Here is a 22656-nt window from a genome sequence, read left to right as displayed (position 1 = left end):
ATCTTGGACTTTGTGCCCGCCCAGTGCCCGATATACACCCTTTGTCTGGGCCGAAACTGCAAGATCGGCGGGGCGGGGCGGGGCGGGGCGGGTCAGGTGAGGCGGCGGGCTGCTGTGGGGTGGGGTGGGGGGACGGTGTCGGGGTGCAGGATGGCGGCTACGGTCTCGGCGCCGTCGACCAGGCGGGGGCCGGCGCGCACGATCAGCCCGTCCGCGTCCAGCGCCCACACCTGCGCGTCCGGGAACTGCCCGGCCACCGCGGCGGCCTGCTCGGCCGCGCCGTCGAGACGGAACCCGCACGGCGCCACCAGCACCACCTCCGGACGGGCGGCCCGCAGCGCCGCCCAGGTTGTCGGCACGGACCGGGCGCCGCGATGGGTGGCGACCGGCTCGCCGCCGGCGACGTCGACCAGGTCGGGGATCCAGTGCCCGGCGCCGAACGGCGGGTCGACCCATTCGACCACCGCGACCCGTGGCCGGGGCCGGCCCGCCACCGCCGCGCGGACCGCCGCGAGCCGGGCCCGCAGGCCGTCGACGAGGGCCTCCGCGCGGTCCGGCACCCGGGCCGCCGCGCCGACCGCGCGGATCGACTCCAGCACGTCGTCCAGGGTGTACGGGTCCAGCGACAGCACGTCCGCCCGGCACCCCAGGTGCTCCACGGCGTCGGCGACCCGGCCCGAGGGCAGCGCGCAGACGCGGCACAGGTCCTGGGTGAGGATCAGGTCCGGGTCCAGCCCGGCCAGCGCACCGGAGTGCAGCGTGTAGAGGTCGGCACCGGCCGCCACCTGCGCCCGGACGTACGCGTCGATGTCGCCGGGACTCATGCCCCGGGTGTCCCGGCCGCCGACGACCACAGTGGTGCCCGACCGGTACGACGCGGGCACCTCGCACTCGAATGTGACGCCGACCAGGTCGTCACCGAGGCCGAGCGCGTACACGATCTCGGTGGCGGAGGGGAGCAGGGAGACCAGCCGCATGCCGCCATCATGCCCCGCGCGCGGACCACCGCCGGCCGGGGCCGGACTTCGGTCGCCCTCGGGCCTTGCCGGGACGCCGTACCCGCTTAGACTCTGCTGACTCCGCCGAGCCCCCCGGGCGGTGTGCCGGGGTGCGTCGGCGCCCCGTTCCGGTCAGCCCGTCTGACCTGCGCTCCGGAGAACCCGATGAAGAGCCGTACCGCCGCCGTCCTGACCGTCCTCTGCGCGGCCACCGCGCTCACCGCCTGCGGTGACGACGAGCCCGCGCCGAAAGGCCAGCAGGTGCCGGTGACCGCCACCGACACCAGTTGCGAGGTCACCACCACGCTGTTCACCCCCGGCACCGTCACCTTCACCGTGACCAACCGGGGCCAGCAGGCCACCGGGGTATACGTCTACGGCCGGGAGGGCGACGCCTTCACCAAGGTGATCGCCGAGGTCGCGGACGTGCCGGCGGGCCGCACCGGCGACCTGCGCGCGTCGCTGCAGACCGGCACGTACGAGGTGGCCTGCAAGCCCGGCCGGCAGGGCGACGGCGTGCGCACGAAGATCATCGTGTCCGACGACGGCAACCTGGCCAGCGCCGCGGCCGAGGTGGCCTACGACCGGTCGGTGACGATCGAGCTGACGGACGACGCGATGACCGGTGTGGACGCCCTGATCGCGGAGCCCGGCGAGAAGCTCGCGTTCAAGGTGACGAACAAGACCGCCGGGGCCCGGACGCTGTACGTGCTCAACCCCGACGGCAAGCGGGTCGCCGAGATGAAGGCCGAGGCCAACGGCACGGCCGAGACGGTGGTGACACTGGGCGCGGCGGGGGACTGGTCGCTGAAGGTCAAGGGCGACGGCGTGCAGTCGGTGAGCAAGCGGCTGGTGGTGCGCTGAGGCGGCCGCGAAAACCGTCGATCCGGGTGCATCCACCGGGGAGGGTCGGGGCGAAGCAATGGTCGTGACGACAGTCACGGACCTGGTCGCTTCGACGAAAGGCTCCCCGATGAACATCGCTCGTCTCGCCGCCCGGCTGGCCGTGGGCGCCACCGCGGCGGCGGTGGCCACCACCGCCGTCGCCGTGCCCGCCCAGGCCGGCGCCAAGCAGCCGGGTACGCGGTCGCTGGCCGCCGTGCTCACCGCCGACAAGAGCGGCTTTGACCGCAACTCGCGGGACTTCGACGTCCTCACCAAGGCGGTCCTGACGGTGCTGCAGGCCAAGCCGGACTCGCCGGTGAAGGTGCTCACCGACGGCACCGTCGCGCTGACCGCGTTCGTGCCGAACGACTACGCGTTCCGCGAGCTGGTGCGGGACATCACCGCCGCGAAGAAGCTGCCCGGTGAGAAGGCCGCGTTCGACGCGGTCGCCGGCCTGGGCGTGGACACCGTGGAGGACGTCCTGCTCTACCACGTCGTGCCCGGCGCGACGATCGACCGGAAGGCGGCGCTGAAGGCCGACGGCGCGGACCTGACCACCGCGCTCGGCGCCACCGTCGAGGTGGACGTGAAGCGCTGCTGGTACGGCCGCGAGGTGCGCCTGGTCGACGCCGACACCAGCGACCGCAACGCGAAGGTGGTGCGGTACGACATCAACAAGGGCAACAAGCAGATCGCGCACGCGGTGGACCGGGTGCTGCGCCCGATCGACCTGCCCTGAACCACCCCCGCCACGGCGCCCGGCACCCCCTGCCGGGCGCCGTCGGCGTGTACCGCCCACCCGCCGTGTGACCTGGCTCTGGTGGGCGGCGCGGGCTGTGCCGTACGGTGCTCGCCGTGACCGCGCACGATCATGTCCCGCCCGGCCCCGTCGCCGTGCTCGCCAACCGGACAGCGGGCCGGGGGCGGCACCGCGGCCTGCTGCCCGGGATCCTGGGGCGCCTCGCCGCAGCGGGCCGCCCGGTCGAGTTGCTGCGCGCGCGTACCCCCGAGGAGGCGGAGGTGGCGTGCCACGCCGCGGTCGCCGGCGGCGCCGGGGCGCTCGTCGCGGTGGGCGGCGACGGCACCATGCACCGCGCGTTGCAGGCGGTCGCCGGCACCGATGTGCCGTTCGGGCCGGTCCCGGCGGGCACCGGCAACGACTTCGCGGTGGACACCGGCTTCCCGGCCGACCCGACGGCCGCCGTCGAGGTGATCACCGCGGCGCTCGCCGCCGGCCGCTCCCGGCCGGTGGACCTGGCGCGGCTGTCCCGGCCCGGCGAGGCCGACCGCTGGTTCGGCGCGGTGCTCGCGGCCGGCTTCGACGCGATCGTCAACGAACGCGCCAACCGGATGCGCTGGCCGCGCGGCCCGCGCCGGTACGACATGGCGATCGTGGTGGAGCTGGCCCGGCTGCGGCCGCGCCGCTACCGGCTGGTGCTCGACGGGGTGGCGCAGGAGGTCGACGCGGTGCTCGTGGCGGTGGGGAACACGGCCAGCTACGGCGGCGGCATGCGGATCTGTCCGGACGCCGACCCGCACGACGGCCTGCTGGACGTGGTGGTGGGCGGCCGGTTCGACAGGCGCACGCTGATGCGGGTCAAGCCGCAGATCTACCGGGGCACCCACGTCACGCACCCGCTGGCGCGCGTCTACCGGGCGCGGACGGTGGAGCTGGCCGCCGAGGGCATCACCACGTACGCCGACGGGGAACGTTCCCTCGACCTGCCGGTGACAGTCACCGCCGCGCCGGCGGCGCTGCGGCTGCTGCGCTGACCCCCGCCGGGTCCGCCGCAGACGGCGGGCCGGGAACGGCCGGCGGCGCCGGAGAAGGCGGCGCGGGCGAGGGCGGCGGCGCGGCGGCGCGGACCGCGCCCGCGCTCGCGGCGACCACGAGCGCGATGGCGAGCACCTCGACCGGGCGCAGCGCCTGGCCGAGCACCAGCCAACCGGCCACCGCGGCGATCGCCGGACCGAGACTCATCATCACCGCGAACGTCGCGGTCGGCAGCCGCCGCAACGCGGCCAGCTCCAGGCTGTACGGCAGCACCGAGGCGAGCAGCGCCAGCCCGGTACCGAGCCCCAGCACCATCGGGTCGGCCAGCCGGCCGCCGCCGTCCGCAAGCCCGAACGGCAGCGTCAGCAGCGCCGCGACGGTCAGCGCGAGGGCCAGCCCGTCCGCGCCGGGGAACCGCGCGCCGATCCGCGCCGAGCAGACGATGTACGCGGCCCACATGGCGCCCGCCGTCAGCGCCAGCGCGGCGCCGGCCGGGTCGAGCCGGTCGAACCCGCCCTGGCCGAGCAGGACCACACCGGCCAGTGCCAGCGCGGCCCAGCACCAGGCGGCCACCCGGCGGGCGGCGATCACCGACAGCGCCAGCGGCCCGAGCACCTCCAGGGTGACGGCCGGGCCGAGCGGGATCCGCTCGATCGCCTGGTAGAAGATCGAGTTCATGCCGGCCAGGGCCAGCCCGAACGCCAGCACCGCCGCCCAGTCGCGCCGTCCGTACCCGCGTACCCGGGGGCGGCACACCACGAGCATCAGCAGCGCGCCGATGGTCAGCCGCAACGTCACCGCCCCGGCCACCCCGGTACGCGGGAACAGCAGTGCGGCCAGCGCGGAGCCGAACTGCACCGACAGCGCCCCGCCGAGGACCAGCGCGACCCCGCCGAGCCGTCCCGGCGCACGCGGCGGCAAGGGGTGGACACCGGTCATGCCCCTGACGGTATCCGGTGCGCCGCGACGCGTTCGCGCCGCTGGGGTGTGCTCAGGCGGCCCCGGCCAGGTCGAGCACCGCGCCGAGCCCGTTCGGGCGGCCCGCGTCGGCGCAGGGCAGCACCAGCACCCCGCACCCTGCGGCCACCGCGCCCGCGTCGGCCGGCGTGTCGCCCACCATGAGCGTGCGCTCCGGGTCGACGCCGAGCATCCCGCAGGCCCGCAGGAAGATGCCCGGGTCCGGCTTGCAGCGCCCCACCTCGTACGACAGCGCGTACGCGTCGACGAACGCGTCGAGGCCCCAGGCGGCGAACAGCGGCCGCAGGTCGAAACCGATGTTGCTGACCACCGCCACCTTCACCCCGGCCGACCGCAGCGCACCGAGCACCGGGGCGGTGTCCGGGTACGGCACCCAGCCCTCGGGGACCAGCACCCGCTCGTAGAGCGCGTCGGCGAACCCGTCGATGCCGGTGTCCACGGTCTCCGCCAGCCCGGTGTACGCGCCCCGGTGCGCGTGCGGGTAGAGATCCCGGTCGGCCCACAGCTCGGCCAGCCGGGGCGGCACCCGCGCCGGTAGCGGGCCACCGGCACGCCCGGCGGTGAGCAGCCGGTCGGCCAGCGAGGTGGCCCGGATCCGGTCCAGTTCGACGCCGCAGGCGGCCGCGGCGGCGAGCACCCAGGCCAGCGGCTCCTCCACCTGGGCGAGGGTGCCGTGGAAGTCGAAGAGCACCGCCTCCACGGGCCGGCGGGACGGGCCCGGGCGGACGGCGTCGTCGGCGCCGCTCGAGACGTGGGGCAGTTCGGTACGGTCCGGCACGTCGTGCACCCTACCGACCGCTCCGACCGTCCTGCCGGATGGCCTTGACCGGTACTCCTCGGCAGCACCGATTAATCTTGGATCCATGTCGAGCCCCGCCGAGCGGTACGCCGCGGCGCGCCGCCGGGCCGCGCAGGCCTCCGCCTTCCCGGCCCTGGACGAATTCTCGCTGGATCTCGGGTTCGATCTCGACGACTTCCAGCGCGAGGCGTGCGAGGCGCTGGAGCGGGGCAGCGGCGTGCTGGTCTGCGCTCCCACCGGCGCCGGCAAGACCGTGGTGGGTGAGTTCGCGGTGCACCTGGCGCTGCGCGGCCGGCCCGGCGGCGACGCGCCCGCGACCCGGCGCAAGTGCTTCTACACCACGCCGATCAAGGCGCTGTCCAACCAGAAGTACCACGACCTGGTGGACCGCTACGGCGCCGAGCAGGTCGGCCTGCTCACCGGCGACAACGCGATAAACGGCGACGCGCCGGTGGTGGTGATGACCACCGAGGTGCTGCGCAACATGCTCTACGCCGGCTCGGCCACCCTGGAGGGCCTGGCGTACGTGGTGATGGACGAGGTCCACTACCTGGCCGACCGGTTCCGCGGCGGGGTCTGGGAAGAGGTGATCATCCACCTGCCCGAGTCGGTCACGCTCGTGTCGCTGTCGGCCACCGTCTCCAACGCCGAGGAGTTCGCGGACTGGCTGGTCACCGTGCGCGGCGAGACCGCCGTGGTGGTCTCCGAGCACCGTCCGGTGCCGCTGTGGCAGCACATGCTCGTCGGCAAGCGGATGTTCGACCTGTTCCACGACGCCGACGCGGCCCGCAAGCACGACGTGCACCCGGAGCTGCTGCGCTACACCCGGGACACGATGCGCCGGCTGGAGCTGGGCGAGGGCCGCAGCGCCGGCCCCGGCGGTGGCCGTCGCGGCCCCCGCTGGCGCGGCCCGATGCGCCCGGACATCGTCGACCGGCTCGACCGGGAAGGGCTGCTCCCGGCCATCCTGTTCATCTTCAGCCGGGCCGGCTGCGACGCCGCCGTGCAGCAGTGCCTCGCCGCCGGGCTGCGCCTGACCTCCCCGGACGAACGCGCCGAGATCCGCCGGGTGGTGGAGTCCCGGGTCACCGCCATCCCCGGCGAGGACCTGTCGGTGCTCGGCTACTGGGAGTGGCTCGACGGCCTGGAGCGCGGCCTGGCCGCCCACCACGCCGGCATGCTCCCCGCCTTCAAGGAGGTCGTCGAGGAGCTGTTCGTCCGCGGGCTGGTCAAGGCCGTCTTCGCCACCGAGACGCTCGCGCTGGGCATCAACATGCCGGCCCGCTGCGTGGTGCTGGAACGCCTGGTGAAGTTCAACGGCGAGGCCCACGTCGACCTCACCCCCGGCGAGTACACCCAGCTCACCGGCCGGGCGGGCCGCCGGGGCATCGACGTGGAGGGCCACGCGGTGGTGGTCTGGTCGCCGGAGACCGACCCCCGGCACGTGGCCGGGCTCGCCTCCACCCGCACCTACCCGCTGCGTTCCAGCTTCCGGCCCTCGTACAACATGGCCGTCAACCTGGTCGGCAGCGTCGGCGCGGCACCGGCCCGGGAACTGCTGGAGTCCTCGTTCGCGCAGTTCCAGGCCGACCGGTCGGTGGTCGGCCTGGCCCGGCAGGTGCAGCGCAACACCGAGACGATCGAGGCGTACGGCGCGGAGGCCGCCTGCCACCACGGCGACTTCGACGAGTACTTCGCGCTGCGGGTGGCGATCGCCGACCGGGAACGCGCCATCGCCCGGCAGGGGCAGACCCAGCGCAAGGCGGCGGCGGTCGCCTCGCTGGAGCGGCTGCGGGTCGGTGACGTGATCCGGGTGCCGTCCGGGCGGCGGGCCGGACTGGCGGTGGTGCTGGACCCGGCCACCGGCGGGTTCGGCGAGCCCCGGCCGCTGGTCCTCACCCAGGACCGCTGGGCCGGGCGGGTCACCCCCGGTGACTTCACCACCCCGGCCGAGGTGCTCACCCGGATCCGGGTGCCGAAGCACTTCAACCACCGTTCGCCCGCGGCCCGGCGAGACCTGGCCGCCGCGGTCAGCGGCACCGGCCTGGACCGGCACGGCGGTCGGCGGGGCGGCCGGTCCCGGCAGGCGGCGGGGGAGGACCACCGGCTCAGCCAGCTCCGCGTCGAGCTGCGCGCCCACCCGTGTCACGCCTGCCCGGACCGGGAGGAGCACGCCCGCTGGGCGGAGCGGCGGCGCCGGCTGGAACGCGACACCGAGGAGCTGCGTGAGCGGGTGTCCGGGCGGACCGGATCGCTGGCCCGTACCTTCGACCGGATCGTGGCGTTGCTGACCGCGCGCGGCTACCTGGCCGCCGACGGCGAGGTCACCGACGCCGGGCGGATGCTGGCCCGGATCTGGACCGAGGCCGACCTGCTGGTGGCCGAGTGCCTGCGCCGCCGGGTGTGGGACGGCCTGTCCCCGGCCGAACTGGCCGCCGCCGTGTCGGTGGTGGTCTTCGAGGCCCGGCGGGACGTCGACGAGCGGGCGTCGCTGCCGCGCGGCGCGGTGGCCGACGCGGTCGACGAGACGCTCAAGCTGTGGGGCGACATCGAGGCGGACGAGGCGGCACGCGGCCTGGCCGTGACAAGGGAGCCGGATCTCGGCTTCGCCTGGCCGATCTACCGGTGGGCGCGCGGCGAGGCGCTGGCGAAGGTGCTTGCGAGCGGCCACCAGATCGACGGGGAGATGCCGGCGGGCGACTTCGTCCGCTGGGCGCGCCAGGTGGTCGACCTGCTCGGCCAGGTCGCCGACTCGGGTGGCGCCTCGGCCGAGCTGCGCGGTACCGCCCGGCAGGCGATCGCGGCGGTCAACCGGGGCGTGCTGGCCTACCACGCCTCCGCATAGGGTCACTTTCGGTCACCGGTCGCCGGGAATCGACGCACCGCTGCGTCACGGTGCTGCCACCCCGCGAATTGTCGGGGGGCCGATGCACGCCCTGGTCAGGGCCTATCCCATCATTGCCCCGGGCGCCGTGGGTCGCGCTGAGCCGAGGGTGAGGGAAGGGCGTCGTGGGCGAGATCAATCACTTCGAGTACGGGTGGATCACACCCGCGCTCAGCTACGCGTTGTCGGTGCTCGGCTCGGCGCTCGGCCTGGTCTGCGCCGGGCGGATCCGGACCGCCACCAGCGCCGGCCAGCGCGCCTGGTGGGGCCTGCTGGCCGCCTGGGCGCTCGGCGGCACGGCGATCTGGGCCATGCACTTCATGGCGATGCTCGGCTTCGCCGTCGGCGGCACCCGGATCCGCTACGACGTGCCGCTGACGGCCGCCAGCACGGCGATCGCGGTGGCGGCGGTCGGCATCGGGCTGGCGATCGTGGGCACCGGCCGGCTGGCCGCGCCCCGGCTGCTCGCCGGCGGGTTCTTCACCGGCGCCGGGGTGGCCGCCATGCACTACACCGGCATGGCCGCGATGCGCCTGGACGGCTCGTTCGGCTACGACCCGCTGCGGGTGACGCTGTCGGTGGTCATCGCGATCGTGGCCGCCACCGTCGCGCTCTGGCTGGCGATGACCGTCCGGCGGGGGCTCGCCATCGCCGCCTCGGCACTGGTCATGGGCATCGCGGTGAACGGCATGCACTTCACCGGCATGAGCGCGCTGTCGGTGCACCTGCACGAGAGCCGCGGACCGGCCTCCGGCACCGAGGTGAGCGGACTGCTGGTGCCGATCGTGCTGGCGGTGGTCTTCGGTGTGGTCGGGCTCGTCTACGCGTTGCTCGCCGCGCCGTCGGACGACGACCGGGCCGGGGCCGCGTACGTCAGCGCGCGTCTCGACGAGGGGCCGCAGACCGTGGCCGCCGAGCCCGCGCCCGACCCGGTCGGCCTGCGCGCCCGCTCGACACTGGCGCAGCCCGGCGCTCAGTTCCCGACCCGCCGGAGCACAGACCGCCCCTAGTGATCAACTGATCACGATCGGTCGCCGGTCAGAGCGTCGACGAGGCGGCGGCACGAGCCGGCCAGGTTCCAGCGCTGCGCCAGCTCCAGCAGCCGGTCCGGGTCGGCGGGGGACGTCGGCAGTGCCGGGTCCAGCTGGGGCAGCGGCACGTCGGTGGCGACCCGGACCACCTTCGGCGCCACGGCCAGGTAGTCGCGGGCGGCGTCGAGCTTGGCCCGCAGCCCCGGCGCGAAACCGGAACGGGGGTCGTCGAGCGCGGCCAGGATGCCGTCCAGCCCGCCGTAGCGGTCGATCAGCCGCGCGGCCGTCTTCTCGCCGACACCGGCGACGCCGGGCAACCCGTCGCTGGGGTCGCCGCGCAGCGCCGCGAAGTCGGCGTACCGGTCGGCGGGCACGCCGTAACGGGTGCGGACCGCCGCGTCGTCGCAGTCGTCCAGCTTGGCCACGCCCCGGCCGACGTAGAGCAGACGCACCGGGTGCGCGTCGTCGACGAGCTGGAACAGGTCGCGGTCGCCGGAGACCACCTCGACCGGGCCCGGCTGGGTCACCGCGAGCGTGCCGAGCACGTCGTCGGCCTCGTAGCCGTCGGCGCCCACAGCGGGGATGCCGAGCGCGTCCAGCACCTCCAGGATCATCGGCACCTGCGGTGACAGCGTGTCCGGCACGACCTCGCCGCCCTCGGGTGCGACCCGGTGCGCCTTGTACGACGGCAGCAGCTCCACCCGCCACGCCGGCCGCCAGTCGTGGTCGAGCGCGCAGATCATCCGGTCGGGCCGGCGGGTGCGCACGAGCTGAGCGAGCATGTCGAGGAAGCCGCGAACGGCGTTGACGGGCTGGCCGTCGCCGGTCTTCGCGGCCGACTCGGGGATCCCGAAGTAGGCGCGGAAGTAGAGGCTGGGGGAGTCGATCAGAAGGATCGGCTGTCGGTGTGCCACGGCGACAAGCCTTCCACAGCCCTGTGACGGGATGGGGGAGGCGACCGCCGGACCGGAAAACCTGGGGGCGCACGGGGCATGGCATGAGCAGACTGGCGGGGTGAGCTTCGTACCCGGCCTGACCCTGGCCCGCCGGTTCCACGACGAGGTGGTGGGTCCGCTGCTGGCGCGGCGGCTGCCCGGCCTGCCGTACTCCGCCGGTCTGCTCGACGGCGGCTCCGAGCTGCTCGGCCTCGACACGCCCCGCTCCACCGACCACGACTGGGGCCCGCGTACCCAGGTCTTCGTGGGCAGCGCGCACGACGTGGCGCCGGTACGGGCGGCGCTGGACGCCGAGTTGCCGGCGCGGTTCCTCGGCTGGCCGACCCGCTACGCGAGCGGGCCGGAGGCGCGGCTCGGCACGGCCCGCGCCGACGGCGACCGGCACGGCGTTCCGGTGGACGAGCTGGGCGGGTGGCTGCGGGAGCGGCTCGGCGCCGACCCGCGCGCCGGACTGACGACGGCGGACTGGCTGGCGACGCCGACGCAGCGGCTCGCCGAGCTGACCGGGGGAGCGGTGTTCCACGACGGGCTCGACGGCGCGCTCACCGCCGTTCGCGCCCGGCTCGCCTGGTATCCGGACGACGTGTGGCGGCACGTGCTGGCCGCCGGATGGCAGCGGGTCGCGCAGGCCGAGCACCTGGCCGGCCGGTGCGCCGAGGTCGGCGACGATCTGGGCAGCCGGGTCGTGGTCGCCGGGCTGGCCCGGGATCTGATGCGCCTCGGCCTGCTGCTGCACCGGCGCTGGCCCCCGTACGCGAAATGGCTCGGCACGGTGTTCGCGGCGCTGCCGGGCGCGGCGCCGGTGGTGGACGGACTCGCCGCCGCGCTCGGCCCGGGCGACTGGCCGGCCCGGCAGCCCGGCCTGGTCCGGGCGCTGGAGACGGTCGCCGGCTGGACGAACGGCGCGACGCTGGCGGCGCCGGTGGATCCGGCCGCGCGGCCGTTCCACGGCCGGCCGTTCCTGGTGCTGCACGCGGGCCGGTTCGTCGAGGCGCTGCGCGCCGCGATCACCGACCCGGAACTGCGCGACCGGCCGCCGGTGGGTGCGGTGGACCAGTACGTGGACAGCGTGGACGTGCTCACCCACGCGGACCGCGCCCGCCGGGTGGCCGCGGTGGTTGTCGGCCCGCCGGGCGGAGCCTAGACTCCGATTCGAGTCGCATCGATCCGCGACTGTCTATCTCGTCTCCGAGGGTCCGGGCCGCCCGTCGCAGGCGCCTCGCCGGCGAGGACGCCGCCCCGTGCGGCGTTCCCACCACCGAGGAGAACAGCATGCTGTCCAGAATGAGCAGACTCCGGCTGCTCGGCGCGGCGCTGGCCGCCGCCGGGCTCGCCGTCGCAGCGGCGCTCGCCGTCCCCGGGCCGGCCTCGGCCGCCGCGCTGACCGAGGTGACGAACTTCGGCGCCAACCCGAGCAACCTGCGCATGTACCTGTACGTCCCGGACACCGTGGCGGCCCGGCCCGGGCTGCTCGTGGTCAACCACTACTGCACCGGCAGCGGTCCGGCCATGTACTCCGGCACCCAGTTCGCGTCGCTCGCCGACCGGTACGGCTACATCGTGGTCTACCCGTCGGTGACCCGCAGCAGCAAGTGCTTCGACGTCTCCTCGCCCCAGGCGCTGCGCCGCGACGGCGGCAGCGACCCGGTGGGCATCAAGTCGATGGTGGACTACGTACGGCAGCGCTACCCGGTGGAGTCGCAGCGGATCTTCGTCACCGGCACCTCGTCCGGCGCGATGATGACGAACGTGCTGCTCGGCGACTACCCGGACGTGTTCCGCGCCGGTGCCGCCTTCGCCGGTGTGCCGTTCGGATGCTTCGCCACCACCAACGGCTCCGAGTGGAACAGCGAGTGCGCCAACGGCCAGGTGCTGAAGACCCCGCAGCAGTGGGGTGACCTGGTACGCAACGCCTACCCCGGCTACACCGGTCCGCGTCCGCGGATGCAGATCTGGCACGGCACCAACGACGAGACGCTGCGCTACCCGAACTTCGGCGAGCAGATCGACCAGTGGACGAACGTGAACGGGCTGAGCCAGACGCCCGCGTACACGGACAGTCCGCAGCCCGGCTACACCCGCACCCGCTACGGCGGCACCGGCGGCACCGCGACCGTCGAGGCGATCAGCATGCAGGGCGTCACGCACAACCTGCCGGTCGACGCGGCGCAGGTCATCCGCTTCTTCGGCCTGGACTCGTCCACGCCGCCGCCGACCACCGCGCCGCCGACCACGCCCCCGCCGACCACCGCGCCGCCCACCACGCCCCCGCCCACCACGGCGCCGCCCACGACGGCGCCGCCGACCACGCCGCCGCCGTCGGGGGCCTGCCGGGTCGGGTACGTGGTGAACGCCTGGAACAACGGCCTGACCACGGCGGTGACGATCACCAACACGTCCACCACGGCCATCAACGGCTGGAGCCTCGCGTTCACGCTGCCCGGTGGTCAGACGATCACCGGCGGCTGGAACGCGACGTACAGCCCGTCCAGCGGCGCGGTGACCGCCCGCAACGTGTCCTACAACGCGTCGATCCCGCCGGGCGGCTCGGTGGACATCGGCTTCCAGGCCACCCACACCGGCAACACCGGCAGTCCCGCCTCGTTCACGCTCAACGGCAGCACCTGCACCACCTCCTGAGCGGGTCGCGCCGGCGTCCCGGCCGCGCCCGCCCCGACCGGGGCGGGCGCGGCCGGGCATGACCGCACCGGCGGCGGGTACCCGTGCCGGACGGACACCGGCGGGAACCGAAGGAGCGGATATGAAGGTCCGAAGCTCCCTGCGCGCGCTCAAGCGCAAGGCCGACTCGATAGTGGTCCGGCGCCGGGGCAAGCTGTTCGTCCTCAACAAGTCCGACCGGCGGCAGAAGGCCCGGCAGGGCTGAGGCCGCCGTCGCCGCGCGACCGGCTCAGCAAGTTCGAGACGCAGGTGTGGGGCGCGACGGCGTGACGGTGGCGGCGGGCACGTCGTCCACCTCGGCGCGCCCGGCCAGGCGGGCGAGCGCGGAGGCGGCCAGCGGCCGGTAGATCCGTACCGAGTCGGCGAGCGCGGAGAAGTGCGAACCCGAGTTGTCGCCGTGGTAGCGGGTGGCGATCTCCACCTGCTCGACCGGCAGCCCGGCGCGGACCAGCCGCAGCAGCGCCGTCATCTCGTACTCGAAGCGGTCACCGGGGATCGTGGTGAGCCAGCCGAGCAGCGCGGCCGGGTAGGCGCGTAGCCCGGTCTGGGTGTCGCGCACGTCCCGGCCGGTCGCCAGGCGGAACGCCACCCGGGTCGCCGCGTTGCCGAACCGGCTGCGCGCCGGGACCTCACCGTCGAACTCGCGGACGCCGAGCGTCGGCGCTCCGGTGGCGCGCATCCGGTCCGCCACGGCGCACACGTCGGGCACACCGTGCTGGCCGTCGGCGTCCACACAGACCACGTCGCGTCCCGGGTGGTGCGTCGAGGCGTACCGGAAGCCGGTGCGCAGCACCACGCCCTTGCCCCGGTTGACCCGGCGGCGCAGCACGGTCGCGCCCCGGGCGCGGGCCGCGTCCAGCACTCCGGCGGCGGCCGGGCCGCTGCCGTCGTCGACGACGAGCACGTCCGCCCCGGGCAGGGCGCCCCGCAGGTCGCCGACCAGCGGCGGCAGCCGGTCACCCGGTCGGTACACGGGCACGAGCACGATCACGGAACCTCCCGGGTGGACTCGCCCGCCGGCAAGGCCCGCCGGGTCGATCGAGGACGCTCGTACCCCGGGCGCGCGGCGGTGAATCACCGCCGGGGCGTGAGGCGTCCGATCCGCTCGGCCGCGCGGGTCAGCGCGCGCTCGCGGCGCAGCGACGCCTCCGGGGTACGCACACCGAGGAAGCCGATCCGGCTGAACGCCCGGGCGGCCCGCTCCCGCCGGACGGGCACCGGGTCGGGCGCGGTCACCGGCACGTCGGCCAGCGCCGGACCGGACAGGCCGAGCACGCGCGCGGCGAGCATCCGGACGCGGGGCAGGTGCCACGGGTGGGAGACCAGCCCGAGCGGGTGCCGCGCGGTGAACTCCGCCGCGCCCAACAGCCCGTCCTGGACGGTGTGCGCCAGGTTCTGCAGCGTGGTGCGGGAGCGGGTCTCGGCCGCCGACCGGGCGTACGCGTCGAGCCCGGCCTCGCGCGCCAGCGCCCGCATCAGCTCCGCCTCCCGGTAGCCGGCGGGCGGGCCGGGCGCGCCGGCCGGGCCGTGCGGCCAGCCGCCGGTGAACACCACCCGGGCGTCCGGCGCGCGGCGGAACGCCTCGGCGTGCGCGCGGACGTAGGCCACCGCGGCCTCGGTGCGCGCGACGCTCTCCGCGGTGAGCCGGTAGCCGTCGTCGCCGGCCACCACCCCACGGCCGAAGACCAGCAGCACGGTGGCGGGAGACGTCATCCCTTCACGGTACGGCGCGGATCACTCGTCGTCCGGCGGCCAGGGTGGCGTGCCGACGCCGGTGATGCGGATGCCGCCCCACGGGTCCACCTCGGCCAGCCGGGCCCGGGTGACCCGTTCGCCGATCCGGACCTCCACGTCGCGGCGGCCGGAGCGCAGCAGCCGGACCAGGCGCGGTTCCGGCTCGACCCGCCCGGCCCAGTGGTAGCGGCCGTCGACCGGCTCGAACCGCCCGCCGCCGTGCAGCCGCACCGTGGTGCCGGCGATCCGGGCCGTACCCTCCCAGGTCACCTGTCGATCCGTTCGTGCGCGCGGGTCAGCTCCGGTGGCAGGTCCGCGCCCCGGCGGACCCCCTCGATGCCGCTCCACAGCAGCGTGGTCAGGTATTCGGTGAGCGCGGCCCGGTGGATCGGCTGCCCGTGCGTGGTCCACCAGTCGCCGACCGCCTGCACGAACCCGACCAGCCCGTACGCCCACGGCTCGGCCGGGCCGGCGTCGAGGCCGAGCGCACGCAGCCGGTCGCCGATGACCCGGGCCAGCCCGGTCGCGACCTGTCGGCTGGTGCCCGTCACCACCTGCTGGATGCCGGGATGCCCGGACTCGTGCACGAGGAACCGGTAGAGCGACGGCTCGTACTCGACCACGCTCAGGTACGCGTCGATGGTCGCCTCGACCAGCGCGCGCTCCTCGCGTACCTGCTCCACGGCGGGGGCGATGGCGGCGACCACGCGCGCCGCGACCACCTCGCTGACCGCCAGCCAGAGCTGTGCCTTGTCGGCGAAGTAGCGGTAGAGCACCGGTTTGCTGACCCCGGCGGTGGCGGCGACCTGGTCCATGTCGACGCTCGGGCCGTGCTGCAGCAGCGCCTGCACGGCCGCCGCGATCAGTTCCTGCCGCCGCTGTTCACGGTGGTCGGCCCAGCGGTCGCGCCGCCCGCCGGAGCGGGGTGCGGCCGGCTCCCGGGGGGCGTCGGGGCCATTGACATCGGTGGTGGTCCGTCGCATGCTACCACTCGTAACAGTTACTCGAAGTTACGTCAATATGGAGGGGTCATGGCCGGATTCCCGCGCGAGGCGGTCGCCGACCGCCTGCTCTCCGCCTCGGTGCGCACCAGCTACGACCCGATGGTCGACATCGACTGGTCGGCGCCACCGGTGCCCGGCGCGTACTGGATGCCGCCGACGCGCAGCAGCCTCTACGGCACGTCCCTGTGGGACGGACTGACCGAGGACCAGCGGGTTGAGCTGACCAAGCACGAGGTCGCCAGCGCCGCCGCCGCCGGGATCTGGTTCGAGACGATCCTCATGCAGATGCTGATCCGGCAGTACTACGACGCGGACCCGACCAGCCGGCACGCCCAGTACGCCCTCACCGAGGTCGCCGACGAGTGCCGGCACTCCGTCATGTTCGGCCGGCTCATCGAGGCCACCGGCGCGCCGGTCTACCGCGCCGAGCCGTTCGACCACCTGCTCGGGCGATGGCTCAAGTCCACCGCGACCGGCCCGCAGATGTACGCGGCCATCCTGATCGCCGAGGAGATCCTCGACTCGTTCCAGCGCGAGATCATGGCCGACGAGTCGTTGCAGCCGCTGATCCGGATGGTGTCGCGCATCCACGTGGTGGAGGAGGCCCGGCACGTCCGCTTCGCCCGCGACGAGCTGACCCGCCAGGTCGAGGCCGCCGGGCCGGTGGCGCTCGCGTACGCGCGGCTGGTGATCGGCCGGGCCGCGTACTCGATCACGCGACGCCTGGTCCACCCGCGGGCGTACGCGGCGGTCGGGATCGATCCGGCGGCCGGGCGGGCCGCGGCGCGTACGAACCCGCACTGGCGGGCCACGCTGCGCTGGTCCGCGCAGCGGATCGCCGACCACCTGACCGACCTGGGTCTGGTCGCCGGGCCGGGCCTGGTGCTGTGGCGCCGGGCCGGGCTGGTGGAGGGCTGACCGGCGGCGACCCGAAGGGGAAAGGATCGCCGCCGGCCGCCCGGTCAGGAGGTGGGGAAGTCGTCGGCGGTACGGATCCGGTCGCGCATGTACGCGCCGGACTCGGTGAGCACCGACGTTCCGCCGAACGAGCCGGACGCGCAGGTGCCCGGCCGCAGCGCCGCCGAGCCCTCGGGGGCGTCGGAGAACGTCCAGTTCGCGTAGCTGATCTTCAGCCGGTCGAGCAGGTCGAGCCAGGCGTTGCTGCTCGCGGTGTCGACGGCGCCGTCACCGGTGTAGGTGACGGTGCCGAACTCGGTGACGAACAGCGGCAACCGGCTCGCCGCCCGCTGCACCTCGTTGCGGTAGTTGTCCTTGTGCGACGCGGCGTAGAAGTGGAACGTGTACATGATGTTCTGCGCCCGCACCGGGTTGTTCACGATCTCGTCGGAGTTACTGCCGTCGGACACACCCAGCGAGGACCATCCGCGGGTGCCGACGATGACCACCGCGTCCGGGTCGTTGGCCCGGATCACCGGGATGACCTGCTCGGCGTAGGTGCGGATGGTCGACCAGCTCACCCCGTTGGGTTCGTTGGTGATCTCGTAGATCACGTTCTTCTTCGCCGCGTTGCGCGCCGACACGGTGGCGAAGAACGTCTTGGCCCGGTCCAGGTTGTACATCGGGTCGCCGGGGGTCAGCGTGTGGAAGTCGATCAGCGCGTACATGCCCCGCGCCTCGGCCTTGTCCACGAGCGTGTTCACCTGGGCGGTGAAGCCGGCCGGGTTGGTCTCGTAGCCCTGCTCCTGCACGTACATCGAGACGCGCAGCAGGTCGGAGCGCCACTCGTTCGCCAGCACGTCCAGTGAGGCGTCGGTGTAACAGTTGGCGAACCACTGCAACCCGTGCGTGCTCATACCGCGCAGCTGGATCGGCCGCCCGTACTGGTTGCAGAGGTTGACGCCGCACACCTGGAGCTGGCCGTTGATCGCCACCGGCGTGGTGCCGGTCGGCGGCGGGGTGGTGGGTGGCGGGGTGGCGGGCGGGGGAGTGGTCGGCGGCGGCGTGGTCGCGGGCGGCGGGGTGCTCGTGCCGCCGGTGCAGACCGTGCCGTTGAGCGTGAACGACGTGGGGTTCGGGTTCGACCCGGTCCATGAGCCGTTGAAGCCGATCGTGGTGCTCGCGCCGGTGCCGAGCGTGCCGTTGTAGTCCAGGCTGCGCGCGGTGACCGCCGAGCCGCTCTGCTGCCAGGTGGCCGACCAGCCCTGCACCAGGCGCTGGCCGCCGTCGGGGAAGGTGAAGCCCAGCGTCCAGTTGCTCACCGGATCGCCGAGGTTGCGCACCGCCACGTTCGCGGTGAAGCCGCCGGGCCAGGAGTTGGTGGTGTAGGTGACGGCGCAGCCGGTCGCCGCCATCGCGTTCGGCGAGGGCAGGACGGCCACCGCCGCCAGGGCGAGCGCGCCGACCGCGCCGCCGGCGAGCAGGTGCCGCCGGGACGGGCGGGGAATCGAGAACATGCGGGAAGGTCCCATCGCTGGATGGTGATCGGACGGTGCCCGTCGTGAACCTGCCCGGAAAGCCCGACGCGGCGGCCTGGGGGGAGCGCTCCCAGGCCGAGCGTAGAGGTGGACGCCGATGCGTGCAACAACTGCGGCTCAGCGGCCGCCGCGCCGCCCGCCGTAGAGCCGCAGCGCGTTGCAGACGTCGAACACACCCGGCACGTCCCAGGCCAGCTCGGCGGCGACCAGGCGGGTCTCCGGGTCGGCCACCAGGCCGGCGAGGATGACCACCCGGTTCTGCACGGTCACGGTGATCTGCTGCCGGCGGGTGGTCCAGTCGGCGCTGAGCCGCTGCGCGACGAGCGACGCGAGCCGGGTGTCCGCGTCGTCGGGCTCCGGTCCGCCGCCGGTGTACGGGAACTCGGGGTACGGCCAGGGCATCACCACGGGGAGGGCTCCTTCTGTTCGGTCAGGACCGGTCGCCGGGTTGCGGGGCCCGGCGCCGGGGCGCGGCCGTCGACGACGGTGAAGACGCCGTCGAGCCGCATGGTGTGCAGCACGGTGAGCACGAACCGCGACGGCGACAGCAGACACAGTTGCCGTCCGTCGCGCCGCGCGTCCTGGTGCGCGCGCACCAGCAGGCTGAGCCCGGCGGAGTCGATCACCTCCAGGCCGGACAGGTCGACCAGCTCCATGTCGTCGCGGTGGGAGCGCTCGGCGAGGGCGCGGCGGACCGCGGTGGCCGGGTCGACGTCGTGCGCCGCCGGGGTGCCGGCGACCTGTTCCAGATCGTCCATGCCCAGGCCGTCGTCGGCGATGACCGCCCGGGTGCTGCACCGGGGACAGTGGTGGGGGCCGGACGCGAACGGAGAGCCGACCCAGTCGTGCTCGAACACGAGCGTCCACACCACCTCGGCGTCGGGCAGCGTGGCGCCGGTGCCGGTGACGCTGTCGCCGCAGCCGTCGCAGATGAGCATCATCAGGTGGTCAGCGGGTACGACAGTCACACCTCCTCCTTCCGCCGGCCGCCGCCCGCACCGGGCGGCGTCTGGCCCTCCGGCTCCGGCCGGCCCGCGGCGACCACCGCCAGCACGACCGCCACGGCGGCGAAGCCGGTCTGCACCACCAGCGGCAGCACCGGCGATCCGTCGGTGCGGTGGTCCACCAGGCCGACCACGATCGCGCCGAGCAGCGCGGACGCCACGCCGAGCGCGAGTGTCAGCCACACCGGGACGGCCTTGCGCCCCGGCAGAACGAGGCGTCCCAGCCCGCCGACGGCCAGACCCACCACGAGCGCTCCGACGAGCGTGCTGCCGGTCACCACTCCTCCTCAGCGAGATGCGGACGCGACCCGGGCCCGGCCGCGCACGGCCGGACGGGGCGTGTCGACGACAGGTACGGCACCGAGCCCGGAGTTCTCCAGGATGCGCCGGATCCGTGGAGGTGGATTGCTCAGCGTGAGCAGGCCGCCCTGCCGCGCCAGCCGGCGGTGCACGTCCAGCAGCAGCGCGACGGCGGCGGGGTCCACATGCCGGCACCCGGCGAGGTCGACGGTCAGCTCGCGGGGCCGCAGCGCGAGGATGCGGTCCAGCACGTGGGCGACCTCGGCCAGCCCGGCGGGGTCCAGCTCGTCGGTGATGTCCACGCGCACGTGCGGCACGGCGGACTCCGGCGGGGACGGCAGGCTGGCAGGCATCGGGTCGCTTCCGTGACGGGATCGGGTCAGTCCCCACTCTGCGCAGGGATCTTGGAGGTCACCGGACGGTTGTATGACGGTTCGATGACAAAAACCACGAACGGCCCACGCGATTGGGCGACCCGTGCCGGGCCGGTCATGATGCCCATATGACGGCCGTACTGGTGATCGAGGACGACGACCGCATCCGGCTCGCGCTGCAGCTCGCCCTGGAGGAGGAGGGCTACGAGGCCGACGGCGCGCCGACCGCCGAGGACGGGCTGCGCCGGCAGCGGGAGAAGCCGGCGGACTACGTGCTCGTCGACCTCATGCTGCCCGGCATGAACGGGTTCGACTGCATCCGTCAGCTGCGCCGCGACGACGACGTACCGGTCGTGGTGATCAGCGCCCGCGACGACACCCACGACATCGTCGCCGCGCTGGAGGCCGGTGCCGACGACTACGTGGTGAAGCCGGTCGCGATCAAGGAACTGTCCGCCCGGCTGCGGGCGCTGCGCCGGCGCGTCCGCACGGTGGCCGGGCCGGTGCCCGCCCAGTTCTTCGGCGACCTGGAGATCAGCGCGGAGGCCGGCGAGGTGCGGCGCTCGGGCCGGCCGGTGCCGGTGACCCGCACCGAGTTCCGGCTGCTCTGCGAGCTGGCCGAGCACGCCGGCCGGGTGCTGTCGCGCCAGCAGCTGCTCAGCCGCGTCTGGGGCTACGAGACCGGTGACGAGCGGCTCGTCGACGTGCACGTGGGCCGGCTGCGCCAGAAGATCGAATCCGACCCGGCCAACCCGCGCCACCTGGTCACCCTGCGCGGCCTCGGCTACAAGCTCCAGCGATGACCCGCCCCGGCCTGCGCGCCCGGGTCACCGCGGCGTTCGCCGTCGGTGCGTTGCTGCTGTCGGCGCTGATGGCCCTCTTCTCGTACGACCTGACCCGGCGCTCGCTGCTCGACGAGCGGGAGCGCACCGCGGTCCGGGCCGCCTACTACGACGCCGCAGTGGTTCGCTCCGGCCTGGACACCGGCACCCCGGACGTGGTGGCCGTGCTGCGCTCGCTCGACACCGGCAGCGCCCGCCGTCCGCTGCTGCACCTGCCCGACGGCTGGTACGCCCGGACCGCCGACGTGGGCGCCCGCTCGGTGCCGGTGGAGTTGCAGCGGATGGTGGCCGACGGCAAGCCCGCGGTGCAGCGGATCCGGCTCGACGGGCAGCCCGCGCTGCTGGTGGGCGTGCCGCTGCCCGGCGCGCTCGGCTACTACGAGCTGACCTCGCTGCGGGAGGTCGAGGAGACGTTCCAGGTGGTGGGCCTGGCGCTGATCGCCGTGGCGATCATGGTCGCCGGCGCGGGCGCGGCGCTCGGCTGGTACGCCACCCGGCACAGCCTGCGGCCGCTCACGGCGGTCGCCGACGCGGCGGAACGGATCGCCGCGGGTGACTTCGCCACCCGGCTCGACCCGACCACCGATCCCGACCTCACGCGCCTGTCCAGCTCGTTCAACGAGATGGTCGACAAGCTGGTGCACCGGATCGAGCGGGACCGGCGCTTCGCCGCCGACGTGAGTCACGAGCTGCGTTCGCCGTTGCAGACGCTGGCCGCCGCCGCGAGCGTGCTCCACCGCCGCCGGGAGCACCAGGACGAACGCACCGCGACCGCGGCGGGCCTGGTCGCCGACGAGGTGACCCGGTTCCAGCGCCTGGTCGACGACCTCATCCAGCTGGCCCGCACCGAGCAGCCGGCCCACCGCGAGACGGTCGACGTGGTGGAGCTGGCCCGGACGGTCTGCCGGGAACGGTCGCTGCCGGAGAGCCTGGTGACAGTCGACGGCGACGCCCCGCGCCTGTGGTGGGTCGACCGGCGCCGGTTCGCCCAGACGCTTCTGAACCTGCTGGAGAACGCCGAGCGGTACGGCGGCGGACCGGTCACGGTACGCCTGGCCGGGCGCGACGGCGTGGGCGTGCTGGAGGTCGATGACGCCGGTCCGGGCGTGCCACCCGGCGACCGCGAGATCATCTTCGACCGGTTCGTCAGGGGGCGGGCGGCGCACGACCGGGCCGGCACCGACGGCACCGGCCTCGGGCTCGCGCTGGTGGCGCAGCACGCCGCCGCGCACGGCGGTACGGCCGCGGTGCTGGACCGCGAGCCCGGCGCCCGGTTCCGGGTCGAGCTGCCCGGGGCGCTGCGATGAGCCGGCGGCGGCTCCTGCCCGGCCTGCTCGCGGTCGTGCTGCTGGCCGGCTGCGGGGTGCCGGTGGACGACGAGCCCCGCCCGGTGCAGACGCCGCCGGGGGCGTTCCCGACTCCCACGGTGTCCTCGACCGCCGACGTGGACGGGCGGGTGGACGAGCCGTTCTGCTTCGTCCGCGACGACGGGCTGGTCGTGGTCACGCGCCGGGTGGACGGGCTGCCCGGCGTGGACGCGCATCTGCAGCACCTGCTGGCCGGGCCGGACGGCGGCGAGCGCCGTCAGGGGCTGGCCACGGCGCTGCCGGGCACGGTGGCGGTGGCCGGCGCGACGCTGGCCGGCACGCTGGCGACAGTCGACGTGCGCCAGGCGGGGGAGGAGACCGGCCGCAACGACGAGGTGCTGGCCTTCGGGCAGATCGTGTGCAGCCTCACTCAGCGGCCGGACGTGTACAGCGTGGCGTTCCGCCGGGACGGGCAGCCGCTGGAGGTGCCCCGCGCGGACGGAAGCCTCTCCGCGCTGCCGCTCACCGCCGCCGACTACCGGCCGCTGCTGCCTCGTTGACGCGCCCCTACCGGCTCTATGTCCGGATATGACACTAAATCTCCATCGTCCGTTCGGTTGATTTGATGGTGGCCTTTGGTCTAGTGTGGCTGGCACGACCGGTGTGGGAGGC

At 74.4% G+C, this 22656-nt stretch carries 25 protein-coding genes; 12 read left to right on the top strand and 13 right to left on the bottom strand.

Annotation, left to right across the window (positions count from 1 at the left end; translation table 11 throughout):
- Positions 1–92: 92 nt before the first annotated feature.
- A complete protein-coding gene (locus tag IRY44_RS18630) occupies positions 93–977 on the bottom strand; it encodes an ABC transporter substrate-binding protein (RefSeq protein WP_194801578.1) in 885 nt (294 codons plus the stop codon).
- 186 nt (positions 978–1163) lie between these two features.
- On the opposite strand from IRY44_RS18630, the gene IRY44_RS18625 reads away from it, so the two are divergent.
- From IRY44_RS18625 to IRY44_RS18615, 3 genes are all read left to right on the top strand, one after another.
- Positions 1164–1862, top strand: coding sequence for a hypothetical protein (locus IRY44_RS18625; RefSeq protein ID WP_194801577.1), 699 nt, complete (start codon positions 1164–1166; stop codon positions 1860–1862).
- A 109-nt stretch (positions 1863–1971) separates the two neighbouring features.
- Positions 1972–2622, top strand: a complete 651-nt coding sequence (locus tag IRY44_RS18620) for a fasciclin domain-containing protein (RefSeq protein ID WP_187694154.1) — start codon at positions 1972–1974, stop codon at positions 2620–2622.
- A gap of 107 nt (positions 2623–2729) precedes the next feature.
- Positions 2730–3656, top strand: a complete 927-nt coding sequence (locus IRY44_RS18615; protein ID WP_194801576.1) for a diacylglycerol kinase family protein — start codon at positions 2730–2732, stop codon at positions 3654–3656.
- Here IRY44_RS18615 and IRY44_RS18610 read toward each other — a convergent pair.
- Both IRY44_RS18610 and IRY44_RS18605 read right to left on the bottom strand, forming a co-directional pair.
- A complete protein-coding gene (locus IRY44_RS18610) occupies positions 3619–4596 on the bottom strand; it encodes a DMT family transporter (RefSeq protein WP_194801575.1) in 978 nt (325 codons plus the stop codon). The genes IRY44_RS18615 and IRY44_RS18610 overlap by 38 nt on opposite strands.
- A 52-nt stretch (positions 4597–4648) precedes the next feature.
- Entirely contained in the window at positions 4649–5413 is a 765-nt protein-coding gene (locus IRY44_RS18605) for an HAD family hydrolase (RefSeq protein WP_370584967.1), read from the bottom strand.
- A gap of 85 nt (positions 5414–5498) precedes the next feature.
- On the opposite strand from IRY44_RS18605, the gene IRY44_RS18600 reads away from it, so the two are divergent.
- Positions 5499–8279 carry an RNA helicase gene (locus IRY44_RS18600; protein WP_194801573.1) on the top strand — a complete coding sequence of 927 codons (2781 nt, stop codon included), beginning with the start codon at positions 5499–5501 and terminating at the stop codon, positions 8277–8279.
- A 164-nt stretch (positions 8280–8443) separates the two neighbouring features.
- Entirely contained in the window at positions 8444–9328 is an 885-nt protein-coding gene (locus IRY44_RS18595; protein WP_194801572.1) for an MHYT domain-containing protein, read from the top strand.
- Positions 9329–9339: 11 nt separating this feature from the next.
- Here the strand turns inward: IRY44_RS18595 and IRY44_RS18590 are convergent, their stop codons facing one another.
- Positions 9340–10263: a 5'-3' exonuclease gene (locus IRY44_RS18590; protein WP_194801571.1), complete on the bottom strand. Its 924-nt coding sequence runs from the start codon at positions 10261–10263 to the stop codon at positions 9340–9342.
- A gap of 100 nt (positions 10264–10363) precedes the next feature.
- Between IRY44_RS18590 and IRY44_RS18585 the strand changes: the two genes are divergently transcribed.
- The 3 genes from IRY44_RS18585 (at position 10364) to IRY44_RS18575 (ending at position 13189) form a co-directional block, all read left to right on the top strand.
- Positions 10364–11449: a DUF4037 domain-containing protein gene (locus IRY44_RS18585; protein ID WP_194801570.1), complete on the top strand. Its 1086-nt coding sequence runs from the start codon at positions 10364–10366 to the stop codon at positions 11447–11449.
- 128 nt (positions 11450–11577) lie between these two features.
- Complete coding sequence (locus tag IRY44_RS18580) at positions 11578–12945, top strand: PHB depolymerase family esterase (protein WP_194801569.1); 1368 nt, start codon at positions 11578–11580, stop codon at positions 12943–12945.
- A 121-nt stretch (positions 12946–13066) separates the two neighbouring features.
- Positions 13067–13189, top strand: coding sequence for a ribosomal protein bL36 (locus tag IRY44_RS18575; protein ID WP_043324353.1), 123 nt, complete (start codon positions 13067–13069; stop codon positions 13187–13189).
- A 24-nt stretch (positions 13190–13213) separates the two neighbouring features.
- On the opposite strand, the gene IRY44_RS18570 is transcribed toward IRY44_RS18575, so the two are convergent.
- The 4 genes from IRY44_RS18570 to IRY44_RS18555 form a co-directional block, all read right to left on the bottom strand.
- Positions 13214–13969, bottom strand: coding sequence for a glycosyltransferase family 2 protein (locus tag IRY44_RS18570; RefSeq protein WP_269696881.1), 756 nt, complete (start codon positions 13967–13969; stop codon positions 13214–13216).
- Positions 13970–14058: 89 nt separating this feature from the next.
- Positions 14059–14697 (bottom strand): YdcF family protein, encoded by a 639-nt coding sequence (locus IRY44_RS18565; protein WP_194801567.1) that lies wholly within the window; start codon positions 14695–14697, stop codon positions 14059–14061.
- Between the two features lie 21 nt (positions 14698–14718).
- Positions 14719–14988 (bottom strand): DUF4873 domain-containing protein, encoded by a 270-nt coding sequence (locus IRY44_RS18560; RefSeq protein WP_194801566.1) that lies wholly within the window; start codon positions 14986–14988, stop codon positions 14719–14721.
- On the bottom strand, positions 14985–15701 hold the full coding sequence (locus IRY44_RS18555; protein ID WP_135239979.1) for a TetR family transcriptional regulator: 717 nt from the start codon (positions 15699–15701) through the stop codon (positions 14985–14987). Before IRY44_RS18555 ends, IRY44_RS18560 begins: the two co-directional genes overlap by 4 nt.
- A 48-nt stretch (positions 15702–15749) precedes the next feature.
- On the opposite strand from IRY44_RS18555, the gene IRY44_RS18550 reads away from it, so the two are divergent.
- Positions 15750–16640: a diiron oxygenase gene (locus IRY44_RS18550; RefSeq protein WP_194801565.1), complete on the top strand. Its 891-nt coding sequence runs from the start codon at positions 15750–15752 to the stop codon at positions 16638–16640.
- 44 nt (positions 16641–16684) lie between these two features.
- On the opposite strand, the gene IRY44_RS18545 is transcribed toward IRY44_RS18550, so the two are convergent.
- The 5 genes from IRY44_RS18545 to IRY44_RS18525 all read right to left on the bottom strand — a co-directional run bounded on the left by IRY44_RS18545 (position 16685) and on the right by IRY44_RS18525 (position 19814).
- Positions 16685–18136, bottom strand: a complete 1452-nt coding sequence (locus IRY44_RS18545; RefSeq protein WP_194801785.1) for a cellulase family glycosylhydrolase — start codon at positions 18134–18136, stop codon at positions 16685–16687.
- 138 nt (positions 18137–18274) lie between these two features.
- Positions 18275–18565 (bottom strand): BON domain-containing protein, encoded by a 291-nt coding sequence (locus IRY44_RS18540; protein ID WP_013476931.1) that lies wholly within the window; start codon positions 18563–18565, stop codon positions 18275–18277.
- The gene (locus tag IRY44_RS18535) at positions 18559–19125 is read right to left on the bottom strand and encodes an STAS domain-containing protein (protein ID WP_194801564.1); all 567 of its coding nucleotides are present in this window, start codon (positions 19123–19125) and stop codon (positions 18559–18561) included. Before IRY44_RS18535 ends, IRY44_RS18540 begins: the two co-directional genes overlap by 7 nt.
- Positions 19122–19439, bottom strand: coding sequence for a GlsB/YeaQ/YmgE family stress response membrane protein (locus IRY44_RS18530; protein ID WP_194801563.1), 318 nt, complete (start codon positions 19437–19439; stop codon positions 19122–19124). Before IRY44_RS18530 ends, IRY44_RS18535 begins: the two co-directional genes overlap by 4 nt.
- A gap of 9 nt (positions 19440–19448) precedes the next feature.
- Positions 19449–19814: an STAS domain-containing protein gene (locus tag IRY44_RS18525; protein WP_194801562.1), complete on the bottom strand. Its 366-nt coding sequence runs from the start codon at positions 19812–19814 to the stop codon at positions 19449–19451.
- 149 nt (positions 19815–19963) lie between these two features.
- On the opposite strand from IRY44_RS18525, the gene IRY44_RS18520 reads away from it, so the two are divergent.
- From IRY44_RS18520 to IRY44_RS18510, 3 genes are read left to right on the top strand one after another with little or no spacing between them, the layout of a single operon-like run.
- Positions 19964–20638, top strand: coding sequence for a response regulator transcription factor (locus IRY44_RS18520; protein ID WP_194801561.1), 675 nt, complete (start codon positions 19964–19966; stop codon positions 20636–20638).
- Entirely contained in the window at positions 20635–21984 is a 1350-nt protein-coding gene (locus IRY44_RS18515) for a cell wall metabolism sensor histidine kinase WalK (RefSeq protein ID WP_194801560.1), read from the top strand. The genes IRY44_RS18520 and IRY44_RS18515 overlap by 4 nt, the downstream gene beginning before the upstream one ends.
- Positions 21981–22544, top strand: coding sequence for a GerMN domain-containing protein (locus tag IRY44_RS18510; protein WP_194801559.1), 564 nt, complete (start codon positions 21981–21983; stop codon positions 22542–22544). The genes IRY44_RS18515 and IRY44_RS18510 overlap by 4 nt, the downstream gene beginning before the upstream one ends.
- Positions 22545–22656: the final 112 nt, after the last annotated feature.

Source organism: Micromonospora sp. ANENR4 (genome assembly GCF_015354395.1).
GTDB classification, from domain to species: domain Bacteria; phylum Actinomycetota; class Actinomycetes; order Mycobacteriales; family Micromonosporaceae; genus Micromonospora; species Micromonospora aurantiaca.
Note: the sequence above shows the minus strand (reverse complement) of the source record. Positions and strands in the feature narration are given on the sequence as shown.

Excerpts from the sequence above, each read along its gene's own strand:
- IRY44_RS18630 (WP_194801578.1), bottom strand. The coding sequence starts at position 977 with ATGCGGCTGGTCTCCCTGCTCCCCTCCGCCACCGAGATCGTGTACGCG.
- IRY44_RS18625 (WP_194801577.1), top strand. The coding sequence starts at position 1,164 with ATGAAGAGCCGTACCGCCGCCGTCCTGACCGTCCTCTGCGCGGCCACC.
- IRY44_RS18620 (WP_187694154.1), top strand. The coding sequence starts at position 1,972 with ATGAACATCGCTCGTCTCGCCGCCCGGCTGGCCGTGGGCGCCACCGCG.
- IRY44_RS18610 (WP_194801575.1), bottom strand. The coding sequence starts at position 4,596 with ATGACCGGTGTCCACCCCTTGCCGCCGCGTGCGCCGGGACGGCTCGGC.
- IRY44_RS18600 (WP_194801573.1), top strand. The coding sequence starts at position 5,499 with ATGTCGAGCCCCGCCGAGCGGTACGCCGCGGCGCGCCGCCGGGCCGCG.
- IRY44_RS18580 (WP_194801569.1), top strand. The coding sequence starts at position 11,578 with ATGCTGTCCAGAATGAGCAGACTCCGGCTGCTCGGCGCGGCGCTGGCC.
- IRY44_RS18575 (WP_043324353.1), top strand. The coding sequence starts at position 13,067 with ATGAAGGTCCGAAGCTCCCTGCGCGCGCTCAAGCGCAAGGCCGACTCG.
- IRY44_RS18565 (WP_194801567.1), bottom strand. The coding sequence starts at position 14,697 with ATGACGTCTCCCGCCACCGTGCTGCTGGTCTTCGGCCGTGGGGTGGTG.
- IRY44_RS18555 (WP_135239979.1), bottom strand. The coding sequence starts at position 15,701 with ATGCGACGGACCACCACCGATGTCAATGGCCCCGACGCCCCCCGGGAG.
- IRY44_RS18550 (WP_194801565.1), top strand. The coding sequence starts at position 15,750 with ATGGCCGGATTCCCGCGCGAGGCGGTCGCCGACCGCCTGCTCTCCGCC.
- IRY44_RS18545 (WP_194801785.1), bottom strand. The coding sequence starts at position 18,136 with ATGTTCTCGATTCCCCGCCCGTCCCGGCGGCACCTGCTCGCCGGCGGC.
- IRY44_RS18525 (WP_194801562.1), bottom strand. The coding sequence starts at position 19,814 with ATGCCTGCCAGCCTGCCGTCCCCGCCGGAGTCCGCCGTGCCGCACGTG.
- IRY44_RS18520 (WP_194801561.1), top strand. The coding sequence starts at position 19,964 with ATGACGGCCGTACTGGTGATCGAGGACGACGACCGCATCCGGCTCGCG.
- IRY44_RS18515 (WP_194801560.1), top strand. The coding sequence starts at position 20,635 with ATGACCCGCCCCGGCCTGCGCGCCCGGGTCACCGCGGCGTTCGCCGTC.
- IRY44_RS18510 (WP_194801559.1), top strand. The coding sequence starts at position 21,981 with ATGAGCCGGCGGCGGCTCCTGCCCGGCCTGCTCGCGGTCGTGCTGCTG.